This is a genomic window from Porphyromonas sp. C0041D3, assembly GCF_056590575.1.
Genome location: NZ_JBWPWJ010000004.1, coordinates 84,016 through 100,185 on the forward strand (window position 1 = coordinate 84,016; position 16,170 = coordinate 100,185).

General features: G+C 58.3%; 12 protein-coding genes. 1 reads left to right on the forward strand and 11 read right to left on the reverse strand.

What is annotated here, in order from left to right; translation table 11 throughout:
* Window positions 1-36: 36 nt before the first annotated feature.
* The 8 genes from ffh to bioB all read right to left on the reverse strand — a co-directional run bounded on the left by ffh (window position 37) and on the right by bioB (window position 11,230).
* Window positions 37-1,389: a signal recognition particle protein gene (gene ffh, locus AC1EKE_RS04145; protein WP_480308339.1), complete on the reverse strand. Its 1,353-nt coding sequence runs from the start codon at window positions 1,387-1,389 to the stop codon at window positions 37-39.
* Window positions 1,390-1,668: 279 nt separating this feature from the next.
* Complete coding sequence (locus AC1EKE_RS04150; protein ID WP_480308341.1) at window positions 1,669-4,236, reverse strand: carboxypeptidase-like regulatory domain-containing protein; 2,568 nt, start codon at window positions 4,234-4,236, stop codon at window positions 1,669-1,671.
* Window positions 4,233-5,045, reverse strand: coding sequence for a GLPGLI family protein (locus AC1EKE_RS04155; RefSeq protein WP_480308342.1), 813 nt, complete (start codon window positions 5,043-5,045; stop codon window positions 4,233-4,235). The genes AC1EKE_RS04150 and AC1EKE_RS04155 overlap by 4 nt, the downstream gene beginning before the upstream one ends.
* Window positions 5,046-5,056: 11 nt before the next feature.
* Complete coding sequence (locus tag AC1EKE_RS04160; protein WP_480308344.1) at window positions 5,057-6,058, reverse strand: type I phosphomannose isomerase catalytic subunit; 1,002 nt, start codon at window positions 6,056-6,058, stop codon at window positions 5,057-5,059.
* A gap of 5 nt (window positions 6,059-6,063) precedes the next feature.
* Window positions 6,064-8,070, reverse strand: a complete 2,007-nt coding sequence (locus tag AC1EKE_RS04165) for an alpha amylase C-terminal domain-containing protein (RefSeq protein WP_480308345.1) — start codon at window positions 8,068-8,070, stop codon at window positions 6,064-6,066.
* Between the two features lie 29 nt (window positions 8,071-8,099).
* A complete protein-coding gene (locus AC1EKE_RS04170) occupies window positions 8,100-8,984 on the reverse strand; it encodes a carbon-nitrogen hydrolase (protein WP_480308347.1) in 885 nt (294 codons plus the stop codon).
* Window positions 8,985-8,986: 2 nt separating this feature from the next.
* Complete coding sequence (locus AC1EKE_RS04175) at window positions 8,987-10,012, reverse strand: agmatine deiminase family protein (RefSeq protein ID WP_480308349.1); 1,026 nt, start codon at window positions 10,010-10,012, stop codon at window positions 8,987-8,989.
* A 237-nt stretch (window positions 10,013-10,249) separates the two neighbouring features.
* Window positions 10,250-11,230, reverse strand: a complete 981-nt coding sequence (gene bioB / locus AC1EKE_RS04180) for a biotin synthase BioB (RefSeq protein WP_480308351.1) — start codon at window positions 11,228-11,230, stop codon at window positions 10,250-10,252.
* A gap of 170 nt (window positions 11,231-11,400) precedes the next feature.
* Here bioB and AC1EKE_RS04185 point away from each other — a divergent pair, with 170 nt between their 5' ends.
* The gene (locus tag AC1EKE_RS04185; RefSeq protein ID WP_070466114.1) at window positions 11,401-12,405 is read left to right on the forward strand and encodes a malate dehydrogenase; all 1,005 of its coding nucleotides are present in this window, start codon (window positions 11,401-11,403) and stop codon (window positions 12,403-12,405) included.
* 219 nt (window positions 12,406-12,624) lie between these two features.
* Here the strand turns inward: AC1EKE_RS04185 and mutY are convergent, their stop codons facing one another.
* The 3 genes from mutY to galE are packed head-to-tail and all read right to left on the reverse strand — an operon-like array spanning window position 12,625 to window position 15,757.
* Window positions 12,625-13,734, reverse strand: coding sequence for an A/G-specific adenine glycosylase (gene mutY, locus AC1EKE_RS04190; RefSeq protein ID WP_480308353.1), 1,110 nt, complete (start codon window positions 13,732-13,734; stop codon window positions 12,625-12,627).
* Between the two features lie 6 nt (window positions 13,735-13,740).
* On the reverse strand, window positions 13,741-14,679 hold the full coding sequence (locus AC1EKE_RS04195; RefSeq protein ID WP_296119797.1) for a ribose-phosphate pyrophosphokinase: 939 nt from the start codon (window positions 14,677-14,679) through the stop codon (window positions 13,741-13,743).
* A gap of 43 nt (window positions 14,680-14,722) precedes the next feature.
* Window positions 14,723-15,757 (reverse strand): UDP-glucose 4-epimerase GalE, encoded by a 1,035-nt coding sequence (galE, locus tag AC1EKE_RS04200; RefSeq protein WP_480308355.1) that lies wholly within the window; start codon window positions 15,755-15,757, stop codon window positions 14,723-14,725.
* Window positions 15,758-16,170: the final 413 nt, after the last annotated feature.

A 16,170-nucleotide genomic window follows, 5' to 3' on the forward strand; every position in this document is an offset into this window, starting at 1 on the left:
AATGTTGTGTGACTATTTTGGTAAAAAGTGATTATTTCATCTGCCGCCTCTCATCTGCTGTCGCATCTGAGCCATGGAGGGAGCGCCCTTGCCATTGAGGCCGAGGCTGCTCATCTTCTTCATCATCTTCTTGGCGGAGTTAAATTGCTTGATCAGCCGATTCACCTCCTGTATGTCCTTCCCGCTACCGGCAGCGATACGCTTACGCCGCTCAGCGTTGATGATGTCCGGATTGGCGCGCTCCTCGGGCGTCATCGAGCGGATGATCGCCTCGATCCCGCTAAAGGCGCTATCGTCTACGTCTAAGTCCTTGATCGCACTGCCGACACCGGGGATCATGGCCAAGAGATCCTTGAGGTTGCCCATCTTCTTGATCTGCTGGATCTGGTCAAGGAAGTCGTCGAAGTCAAACTTATTCTTCCTGATCTTGCTCTCCAGCTGGGCTGCCTTCTTCTCATCGTACTGCTGCTCCATCCGCTCCACGAGGGAGACGACGTCGCCCATCCCGAGGATGCGGTCCGCCATACGGGTGGGGTAAAAGACGTCGATCGCCTCCATCTTCTCCCCCGTACCGATGAAGAGGATAGGCTTGTCGACCACAGTCCGGATCGAGAGAGCAGCACCGCCTCGGGTATCACCGTCCAGCTTCGTCAGGACTACGCCGTCGAAGTCGAGCCGGTCATTGAATTCCTTGGCCGTATTCACCGCATCCTGTCCCGTCATTGAGTCGACGACGAAGAGGATCTGTGTCGGTCTGACAGCCGCCTTGATATTGGCGATCTCAGTCATCAGCACGTCATCCACGGCGAGGCGGCCGGCGGTATCGATGATGATCGTGTCGCGACCATTCATCTTCGCAAAGGCGAGCGCCCGCTCAGCGATCGCCACCGCATCCTGATTGCCCTCCTCGCTGTATACCGGTATGCCGATCTGAGCAGCGATCACCTTGAGCTGCTCGATGGCGGCAGGGCGATAGACATCCCCGGCGACAAGGAGAGGCTTCAGCCCCTTCTTCTTGTGCAGCATATTGGCGAGCTTGCCGGCAAATGTGGTCTTACCTGAGCCCTGCAGACCCGACATCAGGATGATATTGGGATCCGCGTCGGTCCTCAGCTCCACCTCGTTGCCGCCCATGCAGCGCGTCAGCTCATCGTGGACGATCTGGACCAGCTTCTGTCCCGGCTTGATGGAGGAGACCACCTTTTCGCCCACCGCCTTGTCGAGGACGCTCTTCGTAAAGTCGGAGGCGACGGTGTAATTGACGTCCGCCTCCAGCAAGGCCTTACGTATGTCCTTGACGGTGTCAGCGACATTAAGTTCGGTGATGGATCCCTCTCCCTTAAGGTTCTTAAAGGACTCAAGAAGTCGGTCCGATAGACTTTCAAACATATGTTGTTGCTACTACAAGTACAAGCTATTATCGATTGCGAGCCATCGGCCCGCCCATAACCTTGCAAATCTACTAAAAAAGCATCATCCGTATGCGACTGAGATTCACAGGGAAGTTACCTCACACCTTCTGGGCTATTTCTATTACCGGTAATAAGCGTGACCAATAGCGGTAATAGATTTCTCTATTACCGCTATTAGTTATGACCCTGAAGTCGTGAGAAAAAACTGCTCTTGGAATAATTGGGTTGGAGAGGGACGGTGGCAAGGGCTCGGGGCCTACCGCTTGAGGGTAAGAGTAAGAAGCACCTCCCGACCGCGGAGGGTGGTACACCGGCTGCTGCTATTGATACCGTCGGTCCGGCGGTAGTACTCTGAGCGGACGTTGGTCAGGTTGGTGAGGTCGATCTGGAGACGGAGTTTGTCCCTCGTGTAGTAGATCTTGCCGTCGAGGAAGACTTGGTTGATCGGGTCATATAGGGGCGAACTGCTGTAGCGGTGCTGGAGGTCGGCGGATACTCCCCAGTGTACGCCGAGGAGTAGGGTACCTCGCAGGGTCTGCTCCAGACTCCGGGTGATGAGGTCTGTCGCCCTATCCCCGATGTGGACTCGGGATCGGTCGCTCTCGATGCCATACTCGAGGGTCATCAGCGTGCTTCCCATCCAGTTCAGGGATGCCCCATACGAGAGGTCAGACCCACGATAGGGGATCATGAGTCCCTGCTGGTAGGTATCGCCTTTGGAGCTGTCCCAGCCTACCGTCCCCTTGAGTGTGATCATCGGTCCAGAGAAGTACTTGGAGAGCTCCGCAGAGAGACCGCCGGAGAGGGCGCTGTGGGCGAGTGGGAGGTAGGAGCGGATCCTCTTGCCCTCCCTGACAGAGAGACTATAGATCCTCGGTGCGGTCACGTGCCCTCCTCGACCGGTGAGCACATAGGAGAGATCCCACGGCGCTGTCCCCTCCTGTCGGAGCAGTAGGTTGTGCGAGCGTGTCACCCCTTGGTCCGTGATTCCCTCCCGGTAGTCTGTCAGACCGACGCGGATCATGTGCGGGAAGTAGGATGTCAGCTCCGGTCGGCTTGTGCTGAAGCTGTAGATGAGTAGTGTCCTCCCGCCCATCCAGTCATACCTGATCGAGGAGCTGACGCCGGGGAGGAGGTGTTGCTGTCTCCCTCCGGGGAGATCTTGCAGTCTTGCACTAAGGGCAGGCGTGAGCTTCAGTTCCAGTCCATTACTCTGGTATCGATACTCTACAGAAAGGTTGGAGGTCAGCTCCTTACTGTGGACCTTACGGGGATCCTGCTCTTGCTCCCCGATCCTAAGCTCATAGCTCTCCAGGCCGCCTCTGATCTGTGGGGAGAGCTGATGATGACCTATGGAAAAGGTGCCCCTCAGAGCGAGTGTGGCAGTGAGGTCATCGGACTGCAGCCGATAGGGAGTCTCTCCTGCGAGGGTCATCTCCTGAGGACGGCTGCTGTACCCTATGCCGAGGGCGGCGGTATAGAGATGCCCACCGAGGAGCTTCTTCGCAGTAAGCGAATTGGAGAGCCGGAGGGAGGGGAGGAGCATATCAATGGTTCGAGGCCGACCATTGACGGCAGCGTTGTCCTCGGTGGTGAGGTGGTGGTAGCGGACGGAGAGGATGTCCTTGAGATAGAGCTCCTCCCCATTCTGCTCATAGGTAAGCTCATTCTCCGTTGCGCTGCGCCTCGAGAGGTAGTCGGTGGTCTCTCGGAGGTCGATCGATCCGAGCGCAGGGTCGTAGTAGTGGCTCTCCCGCTCCTCTCCAAGTCGGTTTCGGTCGTGGTATCCGTTGACATTGATCCGAAGGGTTTCGCTGTCGGACAGGGCGATGAGATGATTGAGGGAGAGGAGGGCGGTCTGATTGTCGCGCCTTCGGTCGCGTCCGAAGAAGGTGCTGTAGATCTTTCGCTCCGCAAAGAGGTTCTCCGGTCCTCCGGAGAGTTGGTAGGGGTTGAAGACCACCCCCATGCCGATGTTTTGTACTCGGGTCTCGAAGATGATGTCGTCGCCGGTATTGTCTCCCTTGGCGACGAGGATGGTCTGCCGCCGGGGCTGGAAGTTCATGAGCGAACCGCTCACCTTGCCGATCGGCGGCCAGCCGCCGACAGCACCGCTTAGGTCCCTGAGCCACCTCTTCTTGGCAGACTCCTTGAGCTTCACATTGAGTGCAGCGCGGTCGGATCGGCTCTGCTCCCTGAGCAGCCTGATCGGCTCGTGGTGCTCGTAGATCTGTACGGAGGCGACATCCTCAGGTCGGATGTTACGCGAGGCAAGGGTGTATCGACTGCCGAGGAGGTCAAGGTTCTCTATGTAGAAGCGATTGATGCTTCGTCCCTTGTAGGAGATCATACCGTCGGCGGAGACGGAGACATCGGGGAGCCGTACGAGCACATCCTCCAGCTTAGTGTCCATCGCTTGTGCAAAGGCGGAGGTACGGTAGCTGACCGTGTCGCCATGCTGTTCGATGGCTTTCGCCCGCACTTGCACCTCGGGGAGCTTGAAGTCCTGCCGGTGGAGCAGGATCTCTTTTCCCTCTCTCATGAGGAGGGTGTCTAAGCGAACCACCTCCGTCCGGTAGCCGATCAGTGCGGCGCGGACCGTGAGGTCGGACTTGGAGTCGGGGAGAGCGAGACAGAAAGTGCCGTCCTCCCGACTGATCGTCTGGCGGATCACCTTGGTCTCACCACGGAGGAGAAGGATCTGGGCCGTCGATATCCGCTCGCCGGTCTCAGCGTCCCTGACCACTCCACACCACTCCTCAGCGGTGGCAATGGTCAGCGTGAGGGGAAGGAGAAGAAGAAAAAGGAGATGTCTCCGGATCACTCTGCTCGCTCGATATACTGGTACGACTTGCGGGCGAGTGCCATCCGGCGGAGGTCCTCCGGGGTCTCTTCAGGCTGGCTGGACACAGGGTAGAGCTTCTTGAGCCAGGCTCGGTTGTTGGTGGCGCACTGATGTAGGGCGTTGAGGACCTCCTTCTTGGACTGTTTCTTGGATGGTGATGAGGCGGTCGCGGGTGAGGGTATGATAGGACGCTCGTCATCGGGGGTGAGGGCAAAGGAGATGAGCGTGAAGTGGAAGAGACTGTCTGTCGTGACCGCCTCTGTCACTAAACCAGGCAGCCCGGTGAGCTTCCACGGTCCCACAGGCAGAGGGACATCCGTCGCATAGGAGACGATCCACTCGCGTCCGTAGAGCTTGCCCCTCGCCTGCTTGGAGGGGATGCCATTCACCTCTTTTACCTCGTCTGACAGCTCCCATGTCACGGCGGGAAGAGACTCCTCGTAGTGGATCTGGGTCGAGGGAAACTCGTACACTGTCCTTGTGTTGCTTGCGAGGTCAGTGAAGATACGTGTCCTCTGTCCTCTCGCCATATCTCGTGTCATGGCGACGATGGTGTAGGGATCAAGTCCGGTCTGGAGGAGGGAGTCCTGAACCAACTTCTTCCGGTAGGTATTCTCACTGACACAGGAGAAGTAGCCTTTCTCAGAATTAAGACGTATGATATCGTTAGTGACTTTGCCGGTCGTGGCATTCCGCTCTGTGTAGTTGTATAGCGCTGTATATCTCTGTTGTCCTATTGCGAGGAGCGAGGTGGTTAGGAGGAGAATCAGGGAGAGGAGATATCGCATAGTCTTATGATTTACATAGGTACGTAGACGTCGACGAGGTGGGTCTCGGGGGTGAGGGGGTGGAGGTCGGCGCGATGCAGCTCGGCGGGGAGTAGGACGCCGTGGCCCTTGGTGAGGCGGAGCTCACCGCCATCGGTGGTGATCGCCACCTCGCCCTCCTCGCAGAAGAGGTAGGTGAAGGAGTCACGCTCAGCCACCGGCAGGGCGAAGTCCTTCGTCAGGCGTAGGACCGAGGTGCAGAAGTAGGGGCTGCGGACGAGATTGACGAGGGCATCCTTCTTCTCCCGGTCATAGGTCGCCTTGCCGTCCCGGTCGACGTCGTAGTTGATCACCTCGACAGCTCGGTCAATGTGAAGCTCACGTGTCTGCCCTTGGGCATCGGTCCGACCGAAGTCGTAGAGCCGGTAGGTGATGTCAGACGCCTCCTGTATCTCGAGGAGCAGGCAGCCGGCACCTATGGTGTGGACCTTACCTGCCGGGAGGTAAAAGACATCCCCCCGCTCGGCGTGGTAGCTGTGGATGTAGTCCATCACAGCATCGCTCTTGACCAGCTCTCGTAGCTGCTCCGGGCTCGTCTCCCTCGACCAGCCGGCGCGGATGGTGGCGTCGGGGGTGGGGTCAAGGAGATACCACATCTCTGTCTTGCCACGGGAGTGCTCATGCTCGCGGGCGTAGTCGTCGTTGGGATGGACCTGCACGGAGAGATCCTGCCGCGAGTCGATGACCTTGATGAGGAGGGGGAAGGAGTCCCCAAAGCGCTCCCTGACGTGATGCCCGAGGAGCCTCTCGCCATACTCTTGGGTGAGTGTCGGTAGGTCGACACCCTTGAGAGGACCGGCGGCAACGACCGACTCATCGCCCGGCATCGGTGAAACCTCCCAGCTCTCGCCGATGTCGTCGTAGGGAGAGGGCAGTCCTTTGTACCTGAAGATTCGGTCACCGCCCCAGATCTTTCGCTTGTAGGGGGCGTCAAAGGTGAGCGGGTAGAGTGGTGTGGATGTGGGGTGAGTCATGAGTTTTACTTTGATTTCTTAAGTACAAGAGCGGTACGGGGGGGGAGGTAGAGCTTGAGCCAGCCCTTGCCGTCCTCCATAAAGTGGGGGTCGTACTGGGTGAGGTGCGCCACGGAGTGGTCCTGACGATCGTAGCCGCCAAACCTTGGGTCGTCGCTGTCGAGGACGATCGTGTACTTGCCCGACGGGGCGAGGATGCCGTAGTCGGTGAAGGCACGTGTGGGGCTGAAGTTGTAGACAAAGACGAGATCCCCACGGGAGTAGGCGAGTACCTGATCCTGATCCTGGTCCCAGAGCTTGATCACCGGTACTCTCTCAAAGTCGGGGACGCTCTTGACGAGCTTGAGCATTGCCTCGTCAAAGTCCTCGAGGAGGCTGTACTTGAGGAATCCATTCGTGGCCAGGCTCCACTGGCGACGGGCATACTTGTAGCTCCAGCCATTGCCCTCGCGGGGGAAGTCGATCCACTCCGGGTGACCAAATTCGTTTCCCATAAAATTGAGATACCCACCATTCATCGTGGTGCAGGTGACGAGGCGGATCATCTTGTGGAGTGCCGTACCGCGGTCTACCGCCTCGGTGTGGTGTGCCCGGTCCATATAGTCGTACATCTCGGCATCGATGAGGCGGAAGATGATCGTCTTGTCACCCACCAGTGCCTGGTCGTGAGACTCAGCGTAGGAGATGCTCTTCTCGTCGCTTCGGCGGTTGGTGGTCTCCCACCAGATGGAGCCGGGCGTCCACTCCTCATCGCGGCGCTCCTTGATGATCTTGATCCAGTAGTCGGGGATATTCATCTGGAGGCGGTAGTCAAAGCCGTAGCCGCCGTCCTTCACCGGTACGCCGATACCCGGCATGCCGCTCACCTCCTCAGCGATGGTGATGGCATCGGGGTAGACCTCGTGGATCAGCTGATTGGCGAGGGTGAGGTACATGATCGCATCGCCATCCTGCCCGCCATTATAGTAGTCGGAGTAGGTGCAGAAGGCCTGTCCGAGACCATGATTGAGGTAAAGCATCGAGGTGACGCCATCGAAGCGGAAGCCATCGAAGTGGAAGCTCTCGAGCCAATACTTACAATTGGAGAGGAGGAAGTGGAGCACCTCGTTTTTCCCGTAGTCAAAGCACATTGAGTTCCACGCCGGGTGGAGCATCCGCTCGCCGCCATGGAAGTATTGGGTGTAGGTGCCGTCAAAGCGGGCGAGCCCCTCCTCCTCGTTTCTTGCGGCATGGGAGTGGACGATATCCATGATGACGAGCAGCCCGAGCCGGTGCGCCTCGTCGATCAGTGCGCGCAGGTCATCCGGTGTGCCGAAGCGGGACGAGGGGGCGAAGAAATTGGTCACCTGATACCCAAAGGAGCCGTAGTAGGGGTGCTCCATGATCGCCATGATCTGCAGGGCGTTGTAGCCCTTCTCCTTGACCATCGGCAGCACATTCTCCATAAACTCCCGATACGTACTGACCTTCTCCTCCTCGGTCGCCATCCCGATGTGGCACTCATAGATCAGGAGTGGCTCGTGACCGAGGGTGGGGCGTTTGCTCCGGAAGGTGAAGGGTCTCTCGGGATCCCATACGACGGCGCTGAAGAGATGCGTCTCCGGGTCCTGCACCACATAGTCAGCCCAGGCGGGAATGCGGAGACCGCTACCTCCCTCCCACTCCACGAGGAGCTTGTAGTGCGTGCCGTGAGCGAGTGTGTCGGCGGGTAGCCTTACCTCCCAGGATCCATTGCCGAGGGCGCTGAGGCGATATGCCTCATCCTTGGCCCAGCCGTTGCCGTCACAGAGGAGGTAGATGGCTGTCGCATTAGGCGCCCACTCTCTCAGGACCCACTCACCTCCCTCTATGCGGTGAAGCCCATAGTAGAGGTACCCGTCAGCAAAGTCGGAGAGGCTGCCATTGGTTTCTTTTGTCAGTTCACGGAGTTTCCACTTGGCATACTCGTACCGTCCCTGTATAGGGGACTCGTAGGGCTCCAGCCATGGGTCGTTCTCGATTAGTCGTAGCATAATATAAGGATGGGGTAAGAAGGTGAGTGTCAAAAGGGGTCGCGATAGCGTCTCGTCAGGTCGTCGTAGTGGTCGATCCGCCGATCGCGGAGGAAGGGCCACCAGCGGCGAACCAATTCGCATCGCTTGAGGTCTATGTCGATGATCTCCGTCGCCTCCTCGGTGAGGGGAAGCTCAGTGAGCATCTCGCCCTGAGGTCCGGCAGCGAAGGAGCTGCCCCAGAAGGTAATGCCCGCCTCGGGGTCATCACCGGGCGCCGGCTCCCGCCCGACACGATTGACAGCGATGACGGGGAGACCGTTGGCGACTGCGTGACCGCGCATCACCAGCTGCCAGGCGGAGCGCTGTCGCTCCTGCTCCTCCCGGTCGTCTCGGTCGTCGTAGCCGATGGCGGTGGGGTAGATCAGTAGCTCAGCTCCAGCGAGCGCCATCAGTCGGGCAGCCTCGGGGTACCACTGATCCCAGCAGACCAGTAGCCCAAGTCGCCCTACGGAGGTCTCTATGGGGTGGAAGCCGAGGTCTCCCGGGGTGAAGTAAAACTTCTCGTAGTATCCCGGGTCGTCCGGGATGTGCATCTTGCGGTAGACACCCGCGATGCTGCCGTCGCGCTCCAGCACGACAGCGGTATTGTGGTACAGTCCCGGTGCCCGCTTTTCAAAGAGCGAGGTGACAATCACCACTCCGAGCTCCTGTGCCAGCTGACCATAGAAGTCTGTCGCCGGACCAGGGATCGGCTCAGCGAGGTCAAAAAGGTCGACATCCTCCATCTGGCAGAAGTAGAGCCCGTCGTGCAGCTCCTGCAGTACGATGAGCTCGGCCCCATCTGCCGCTGCAGATCGGATCTTCTCACCGAGGCGGAGACGATTGTCCCGGAGGTCGCCGGTATTGTGCTGTTGGATAAGGGCGGTACGCATAGTCACTTGTATTCTTCGTCAATAAATCCCTCGGGAAACTGCATCGTGGCGCAGTGGATCGAACCGTGCTGACGGATCAGCGGGATAGCGTCCACCGGCACGACCTTCCGCTCCGGGAAGAGGTCACGTAGTGTCGATAGGGCCTCATCGTCCGCCCTGTCTCGGTAGGTGGGGGCGAGGATGACACGATTGGTGATGAGGAAGTTGGCATAGCTTGCCGGCATGGCGGATCCATCCGTGTCTCTCTTCACCTCGGGCGTCGGCAGTGCGACCAAGCGATACCTCTCGCCATAGAGCTGGTGAAGCTCCTCACCGAGCTTACGGAGGGTATGGTAGTCCGGGTGCCCCTCGTCGGTGCAGGAGGCGTAGACGATGGTCTCGTCGTCGCAGAAGCGGGCGAGCGTGTCGATGTGTCCGTCGGTGTCGTCGCCCTCAAGGGGAGAGACCTCCAGCATATCCACCCGGTCCGCATGCAGGGCCTCCCGGATCGGCTCGGTGATGGCTTGTACACCTGCCTCACCTCGACCGAGATTTCGATTGGGGTCCAGCAGGACAGACGAGGTGGAGAGGATCAGTCCCTCTCCGTTGCTCTCCACGGCACCGCCCTCAAGGACATAGTCGTGACGGGTGATCCGCTTGATGTCTTTAGTGAAAATAGGGAGCTTGGATGCCACCTGGTTGTCCCTGTCGGCGGGAAACTTAAGCCCCCAGGCATTAAAAGCATAGTCCACTACCGCCCGCTCGCCACGGTCGTTGCTGACGGGGAGCGGCGCATAGTCGCGCACCCAGGTGTCATTGAGTGGCATCTCCTGCACTGTCAGCCGATGGGGGTAGTCGCCCCGTAGCGGCACGCTCGCCGTATCCTGAGCGAGTAGGATCACCGGCACGTAGTCCAGTAGTGCGCGTACCATCAGCAGGTAGCAGCTGCGGATCTCAGCGAGATTGTCAGCCCAGTCCATCGTCTCGTCCGGCCACGCCAGCAAGACCGCATCCTGAGGAGCCCACTCGGGGATAAGTCCCTTCGTCATAGCAGTTGAGTTTCTTGTTTCCCTATGAGACAAAGATAATCTTTTTCGTCAATTTTTTACTTAGCACCTTGCCACGGATTAATGCATAGGATTGCAACGCCCAATCTAATACCGGTAAAAGGATTCTCTAATACCGATATTAGTCGCGTCTAATATCGGTATTAGATTTGCCTCTGAGAGAGTGACGACTTTTGGCTCGAATATCAGACACTTATCTACGCTCCACAGAAGGGCTTGTCAGCCGTTCTCCCACTCTGTCTCCTGAGTGGTGTCGTACCCGGCGCTGTGGAAGAGCTCCCTGTCGCGCGATACCACCGAGGCGACTGTCGTCAGCAGTCCGCCGGTGATGGCGGAGTTGATCCCCACATAGAGACCCATACGCTCTGTCTCCGGGGAGAGTAGGGCACGCCCCCCGCTGTAGCGGAGGAAGGCGGTCGGACAGGCGAGACGGAAGATGCAGATCGTCTCCAGCACCTCCTCCGGCGAGATGAAGCTCCTCTCCCCGAGCGGCGTGCCGGGTATCGGGTGGAGGAAGTTGATCGGTATGCTCCCCACGCCCAGCTCCGCCTGGTGGAGGGCAAAGTCGACCCTGTCCTCGCGCGTCTCCCCCATACCAACGATGCCCCCGCTGCAGACCTTCAGCCCGACCCGCTTTGCTGCAGCGATCGTCTCCTCCTTAGCGGACTGCGGATGGGTGGTGCAGACGGTGCCGAAGTAGCCGGGCGAGCTCTCCATATTGCAGTGGTAGGTCTCCAAGCCCGCCTCCCGCAGTCGCCTGAGCTGCTCCTCCGTGCAGAGTCCGAGCGAGGCGCAGAGATGCTTCGCTCCGCCTGCTCTCATTGCCCTCAACTGCTCCTCATACCTCAGCATCTCTCCCTCCGTGGGGCGCTTTCCGCTCGATACGATGGAGAATCGCCGCACGCCATGCTCTCTATTCTTAGCCTCAGCAGCGACCACCACCTCGGTCGGTAGCACCCCATAGGGATCGATCTCTGTGTGGTGCCGTGCGCTCTGGGCGCACCACTTGCAGTCCTCCGGGCAGCGACCATTCTTATCATTGATGATGGCGCAGGTGTCAAATCCATCCCCGCAGAGCCGGCGGGTGATCCGGTGGCACTCCTCGTAGAGCTCTTCCCGGGGGGTCTCCTCGATGACTGACAGCAGCTCGGCCGCCTCGGTGATCCGGTATCCGCTGATGATTTTGTCCGAAATCTTCATCTCTCTTTCTTTTTTCTTGACCTTACAAAGGTAGCGAAATGGCTTGGCAAGCCGGTCGGAGCAAGCATCATAAAATACTTGGACTAATATGAGGAATTATTTAAGTATTTGATTAGATTTGCATACGAAACAGATAGACAAGTAACACGTATCACTTCAATACATTATTTATGGACTTCGTTAGTAACGACAAGTTGGTTATCGTAGGAGCTGCCGGTATGATCGGCTCCAATATGGCGCAGATCGCGTCTGTCATGCGTCTTACCCCAAACCTCTGCCTCTTCGACGTATATGAGCCGGGGCTGGAGGGCGTCTACGAGGAGCTGCGCCACTGTGGCTTCGACGGGATGAACATCCACTACACCACCGACGTGAAGGAGGCCTTCACCGGTGCTAAGTACATCGTCAGCTCGGGTGGCGCCCCCCGCAAGGCAGGCATGACCCGTGAGGACCTGATCAGCGGCAATGGCGAGATCGCTAAGCAGCTGGGTGAGAACATCCGCAAGTACTGCCCCGACCTGGAGCATCTGACCATCATCTTCAATCCCGCTGACATCACCGGTATCATCGCTCTCCTCCACTCCGGTCTGAAGCCCTCTCAGGTGACTACGCTTGCCGGTCTCGACAGCACTCGTCTCCAGAGCGAGCTCGCTAAGCACTTCGGTGTCCTGCAGCACGAGGTGACCGGTGCCCGCACCTACGGTGGTCACGGTGAGCAGATGGCTGTCTTTGGCAGTAGCGTCAAGGTGGACGGCAAGCCTCTCTCTGAGCTTATCGGTACGGACAAGCTGACTGACGAGCAGTGGGCTGAGCTCCGCCAGCGTGTCATCAAGGGCGGTGCCAATATCATCAAGCTCCGTGGTCGCTCTTCCTTCCAGAGCCCTGCACAGCTCTCTATCGAGATGATCGGTGCAGCCATGGGCGGTCCTGCCTTCCGCTGGCCTGTCGGCACCTATGTCTCCAACGACCGCTACGATCACGTCATGATGGCCTGGGAGACTGTCCTCGATCGTAATGGCGCTCACATCAAGCCGATCGAGCATGCCACTGACGAGGAGATGAAGGAGCTCGATGCCTCCTACAAGCACCTCCAGGACCAGATCGACAATATCATCAAGATGGGTCTCATCCCCTCTGTCGATAAGTGGAGCGAGCTTAACCCCAACATCAAGTAATCCACATACCATTACTACTATGAGCGGGGGCGTGTCACACCGACACGCCCCCGCTCTTGTCTCCGCACCATGTGCTTGGGTGCTCTTCTTTTTTCATAGATGCTATACCATAGTCTCACCTACTAAGAGCGGTCTACTAAGAAGCGTCTTAGTAAGAAGCGACTTAGTAGACCGTCCTTAGTGGGTTGGTCAAGAGGTAGATATCTGAGAATTAGTGTGCTAGAGGATACGGTTGCCCCCGGTGTAGTGGTCGAGGAAGTGACGAAGGGGCTTAGGGAAAGCGATCGTACCATGGTCCGAGAGGGGGATCTGCTCAGTCCCATCGGGGTAGGTGGGATCGGTATCGCCCAACGAGCTGCAGACGTGTACTCTCAGGTGGAGGAGCCGGTGGCTTAGTCGATGGTCCTTGAGGGGCAGGGTCTCTATGATCTCCCAGCCGTCCGGAGGAGTGGGCAGGGCGGTCGGCTCTCTCTCCGTGACCACTCCGGGCAGCTCGTAGAGACCCTTCCAGATCCCGCGCCGGCTATCTCTTCGGCGGATTGCTATCTGTCCCCGGTGGAGGAGCAGGAAGTACTCTATCCACAGCTCTCTCACCATGGTCTTGTGTGACTTGATGGGAAGGAGGTCGACCAGCTCCGTCCCTCTCGACCGGCAGGTGCCTCCGAGGGGGCAAGTGGCGCAGATGGGGTTCTTCGGTGTGCAGATGGTCGCTCCCAGATCCATCATTGCCTGATTGTATCGCCCGGGTTGCTCTCTCTCGAGAAACAGCCCCGCCATCTCGCGGTAGTACCGCTGACCTGGGGTGGTGTCTATAGGCGTGCCGGTCGCTAAGTAGCGGCTCAGAACGCGGTAGACATTACCGTCCACGACAGCCAGAGGGTAGTCATAGGCGATGCTCATGATCGCTGCGGTGGTGTAGGGACCTACGCCCTTGAGGGCTGCCACCTCCCGCTCCTCACGGGGGAAGACGCCACCATACTGCTCCATGATCTGTCGGGCAGCGTGCTGCATATTGTGTGCCCGCGAGTAGTAGCCCAGCCCCTGCCAGAGGAGCATTAGCTCGTCCTCGGGTGCCTCAGCGAGACTCTTCACATCCGGCAGTCGGTCTATAAACCTAAGGTAGTAGTCCCACCCCTGCACCGTCTGCGTCTGCTGGAGGATGATCTCTGACACCCATATCCGGTAGGGATCCCTCGTGCCACGCCACGGGAGCTCCCTGCCGTGCTTGTCGTACCAGCGCAGCAGTCCTATACGGAAGGCACTGAGCTCAGCTGGAGTGATCGACTCCGGGGTGAGCTCAGTGCCTTTGCTTATAGAAAGGTCAGTCACTGCTGATCAGAGACCATAGAGGCTGCTGATCGACTCGTGGGTCTCGACGCGGCGGATAGCCTCGGCAAACATCGGTGCAATGGAGAGTACCTTCACCTTATCGCACTTCTTGGTGTAGGGGATAGAGTCGGTCACCACCAGCTCCTTGAGAGCGCTCTGCTCCACACGCTCTGTAGCTGGATCACTCATCACGGCGTGTGAGCACATAGCGCGCACCGAGCGAGCTCCGTGGTCCATCATCAGGTTGGCAGCCTTGGTGATGGTGCCGGCGGTATCGACGATATCGTCCACGAGGAGTACATCCTTATCCTCCACGTCACCGATGATGCGCATCTCGGCGACGACGTTGGCCTTGAGGCGGAGCTTGTGGCAGATGACCATCGGCACACCGAGGGCGTGAGCGTAGGTATTGGCGCGCTTCGTACCGCCGACATCAGGGGTGGCGATGACGAGGTTTTTGAGATCAATATTCTTCCGGATATAGTCGAGGAAGATATTGGAGGCGTAGAGGTGGTCTACGGGGACGTTGAAGAATCCCTGGATCTGGTCCGCATGGAGATCCATGGTGATCAGGCGCGAGATGCCTGCAGCCTGCAGGAGGTCAGCGACTAACTTGGCACCGATGGAGACACGCGGCTTATCCTTGCGGTCCTGTCGAGCCCAGCCGAAGTAGGGGATCACGGCGGCGATGTAGTGAGCACTGGCGCGCTTGGCGGCATCGACCATAAGGAGTAGCTCCATCAGGTTGTCGGCCGGGGCAAAGGTCGACTGCACGATGTAGGTGTCCTTGCCACGGATTGACTCCTCAAAGCTTCCGGAGAACTCTCCGTCGGCGAAGCGCTCGTACTTGAATTTTCCGAGGTCGCACTTCAGGCTGGAGCAGATCTGCTCAGCGAGGTTCATGCTCTTCTGTCCGGAGAAGATCCCAAATTCGTTCTTGTCCATTGTACTGTTAGGGGTGGTATTATTTCTATTAGATAGTTTGCTATTACTTCTGCTCCCTCTTGAGGATCTGCTCCTGCCACTTCCAGGCACTTCGGAGAGAGTCCTCTATCGTGGACTCAGCCCGCCAGCCGAGGTAGTCATTCGCCTTCTTAGGATCTGCCCATACGGCGACGATGTCTCCCTCACGACGTGGTCCGATCTTGTAGGGAACCTTGACACCCGTAGCCCGCTCAAAGGCGGTGATCAGCTCCAGCACGCTCTCCCCCTTCCCGGTGCCGATGTTGTAGTACTCGTAGCTCTCACTGTCCTTGTGGAGCATCCTGTCGATCGCAGCGACGTGTGCCTTGGCAAGGTCAACGACGTGGATGTAGTCGCGGATGCAGGTGCCATCGGGGGTGGGGTAGTCGTCTCCGAAGACGGTCAGCTCCTTGCGGATGCCGGCAGCCGCCTGGGTGATGTAGGGGATGAGGTTGGCGGGGACACCCCGGGGCTCCTCACCGATGTGAGCCGATGGATGGGCCCCGATAGGATTGAAGTACCTCAGGCTGATTGCCTTGAAGGGTACACCGGAGTGGATCGTGTCGCGGAGGATCTCCTCATTGATCTGCTTCGTATTGCCGTAGGGCGAGGTGGCGGGCATAAAGGGTGCCGACTCGTCCACGGGGAGCTTCTCCGGCTGACCATAGACGGTGCAGGAGGAGGAGAAGACGATCCCTCTCGTCCCGTACTCCGTCATAAGTGTCAGCTGATTGATGAGTGAGACGATGTTGTTGCGGTAGTAGAGCAGTGGCTTCTCGACCGACTCACCCACTGCCTTGCTGGCAGCAAAGTGGATCACTCCAGCGATACCTGGATTATCCTCATAGACCTGTCTCATCGCCTCGAGGTCGTTGCAGTCGGCCTTGTAGAACTTCGGTCTCCGTCCGGTGATCCGATCGATCCCGTCGAGGACCGACTCGTCAGAGTTGGAGAGGTTGTCGACGATGACCACCTCATACCCTGCCTCCTGAAGCTCCACGGTGGTGTGGGATCCGATGAATCCCGTACCGCCAGTTACCAGTATTGTCTCTTGTGTCATAGGTTTGCTTATAGTTCCTGCGCTCTATAGCACAAAGGTAGCCAATATTTTGGTAGGAAAGCTCACGCCACCCCGTAAAATGAGCCGTGATGCATCGGGATCTCATAGAAGCCAATCGGACAGCTGTGATACGCTCGGGATGAAGTCCCTGACCGGGTGCCCGCGTACTAAGCACGCAGCAGAGAATGCCTGCGGCTCGGGCGTTTTGTTTATTGGGATCAAGGCTCAGGGGATGGAGTGTCGAATAGTCGATGTTTTCAGTCGGAAGGAGACCAAAAGAGCCCCGGGAAGACACTATGAGATACCCTTCTCCTGTGGAGTTGGTATAGTAGCATCTCTGAGACCTCCGGATCAGTCTGGCGCTCTCCGACTCGGGTATAAAAAAATGCCGGGGCTTGCTCTCACGCTGAGAG

Coding starts and splice junctions, on each gene's coding strand:
- AC1EKE_RS04160 (WP_480308344.1), bottom strand. CDS start 6,058: ATGACTCACCCCACATCCACACCACTCTACCCGCTCACCTTTGACGCC.
- galE (WP_480308355.1), bottom strand. CDS start 15,757: ATGACACAAGAGACAATACTGGTAACTGGCGGTACGGGATTCATCGGA.
- ffh (WP_480308339.1), bottom strand. CDS start 1,389: ATGTTTGAAAGTCTATCGGACCGACTTCTTGAGTCCTTTAAGAACCTT.
- AC1EKE_RS04185 (WP_070466114.1), top strand. CDS start 11,401: ATGGACTTCGTTAGTAACGACAAGTTGGTTATCGTAGGAGCTGCCGGT.
- AC1EKE_RS04175 (WP_480308349.1), bottom strand. CDS start 10,012: ATGACGAAGGGACTTATCCCCGAGTGGGCTCCTCAGGATGCGGTCTTG.
- bioB (WP_480308351.1), bottom strand. CDS start 11,230: ATGAAGATTTCGGACAAAATCATCAGCGGATACCGGATCACCGAGGCG.
- AC1EKE_RS04195 (WP_296119797.1), bottom strand. CDS start 14,679: ATGGACAAGAACGAATTTGGGATCTTCTCCGGACAGAAGAGCATGAAC.
- AC1EKE_RS04170 (WP_480308347.1), bottom strand. CDS start 8,984: ATGCGTACCGCCCTTATCCAACAGCACAATACCGGCGACCTCCGGGAC.
- AC1EKE_RS04165 (WP_480308345.1), bottom strand. CDS start 8,070: ATGCTACGACTAATCGAGAACGACCCATGGCTGGAGCCCTACGAGTCC.
- AC1EKE_RS04155 (WP_480308342.1), bottom strand. CDS start 5,045: ATGCGATATCTCCTCTCCCTGATTCTCCTCCTAACCACCTCGCTCCTC.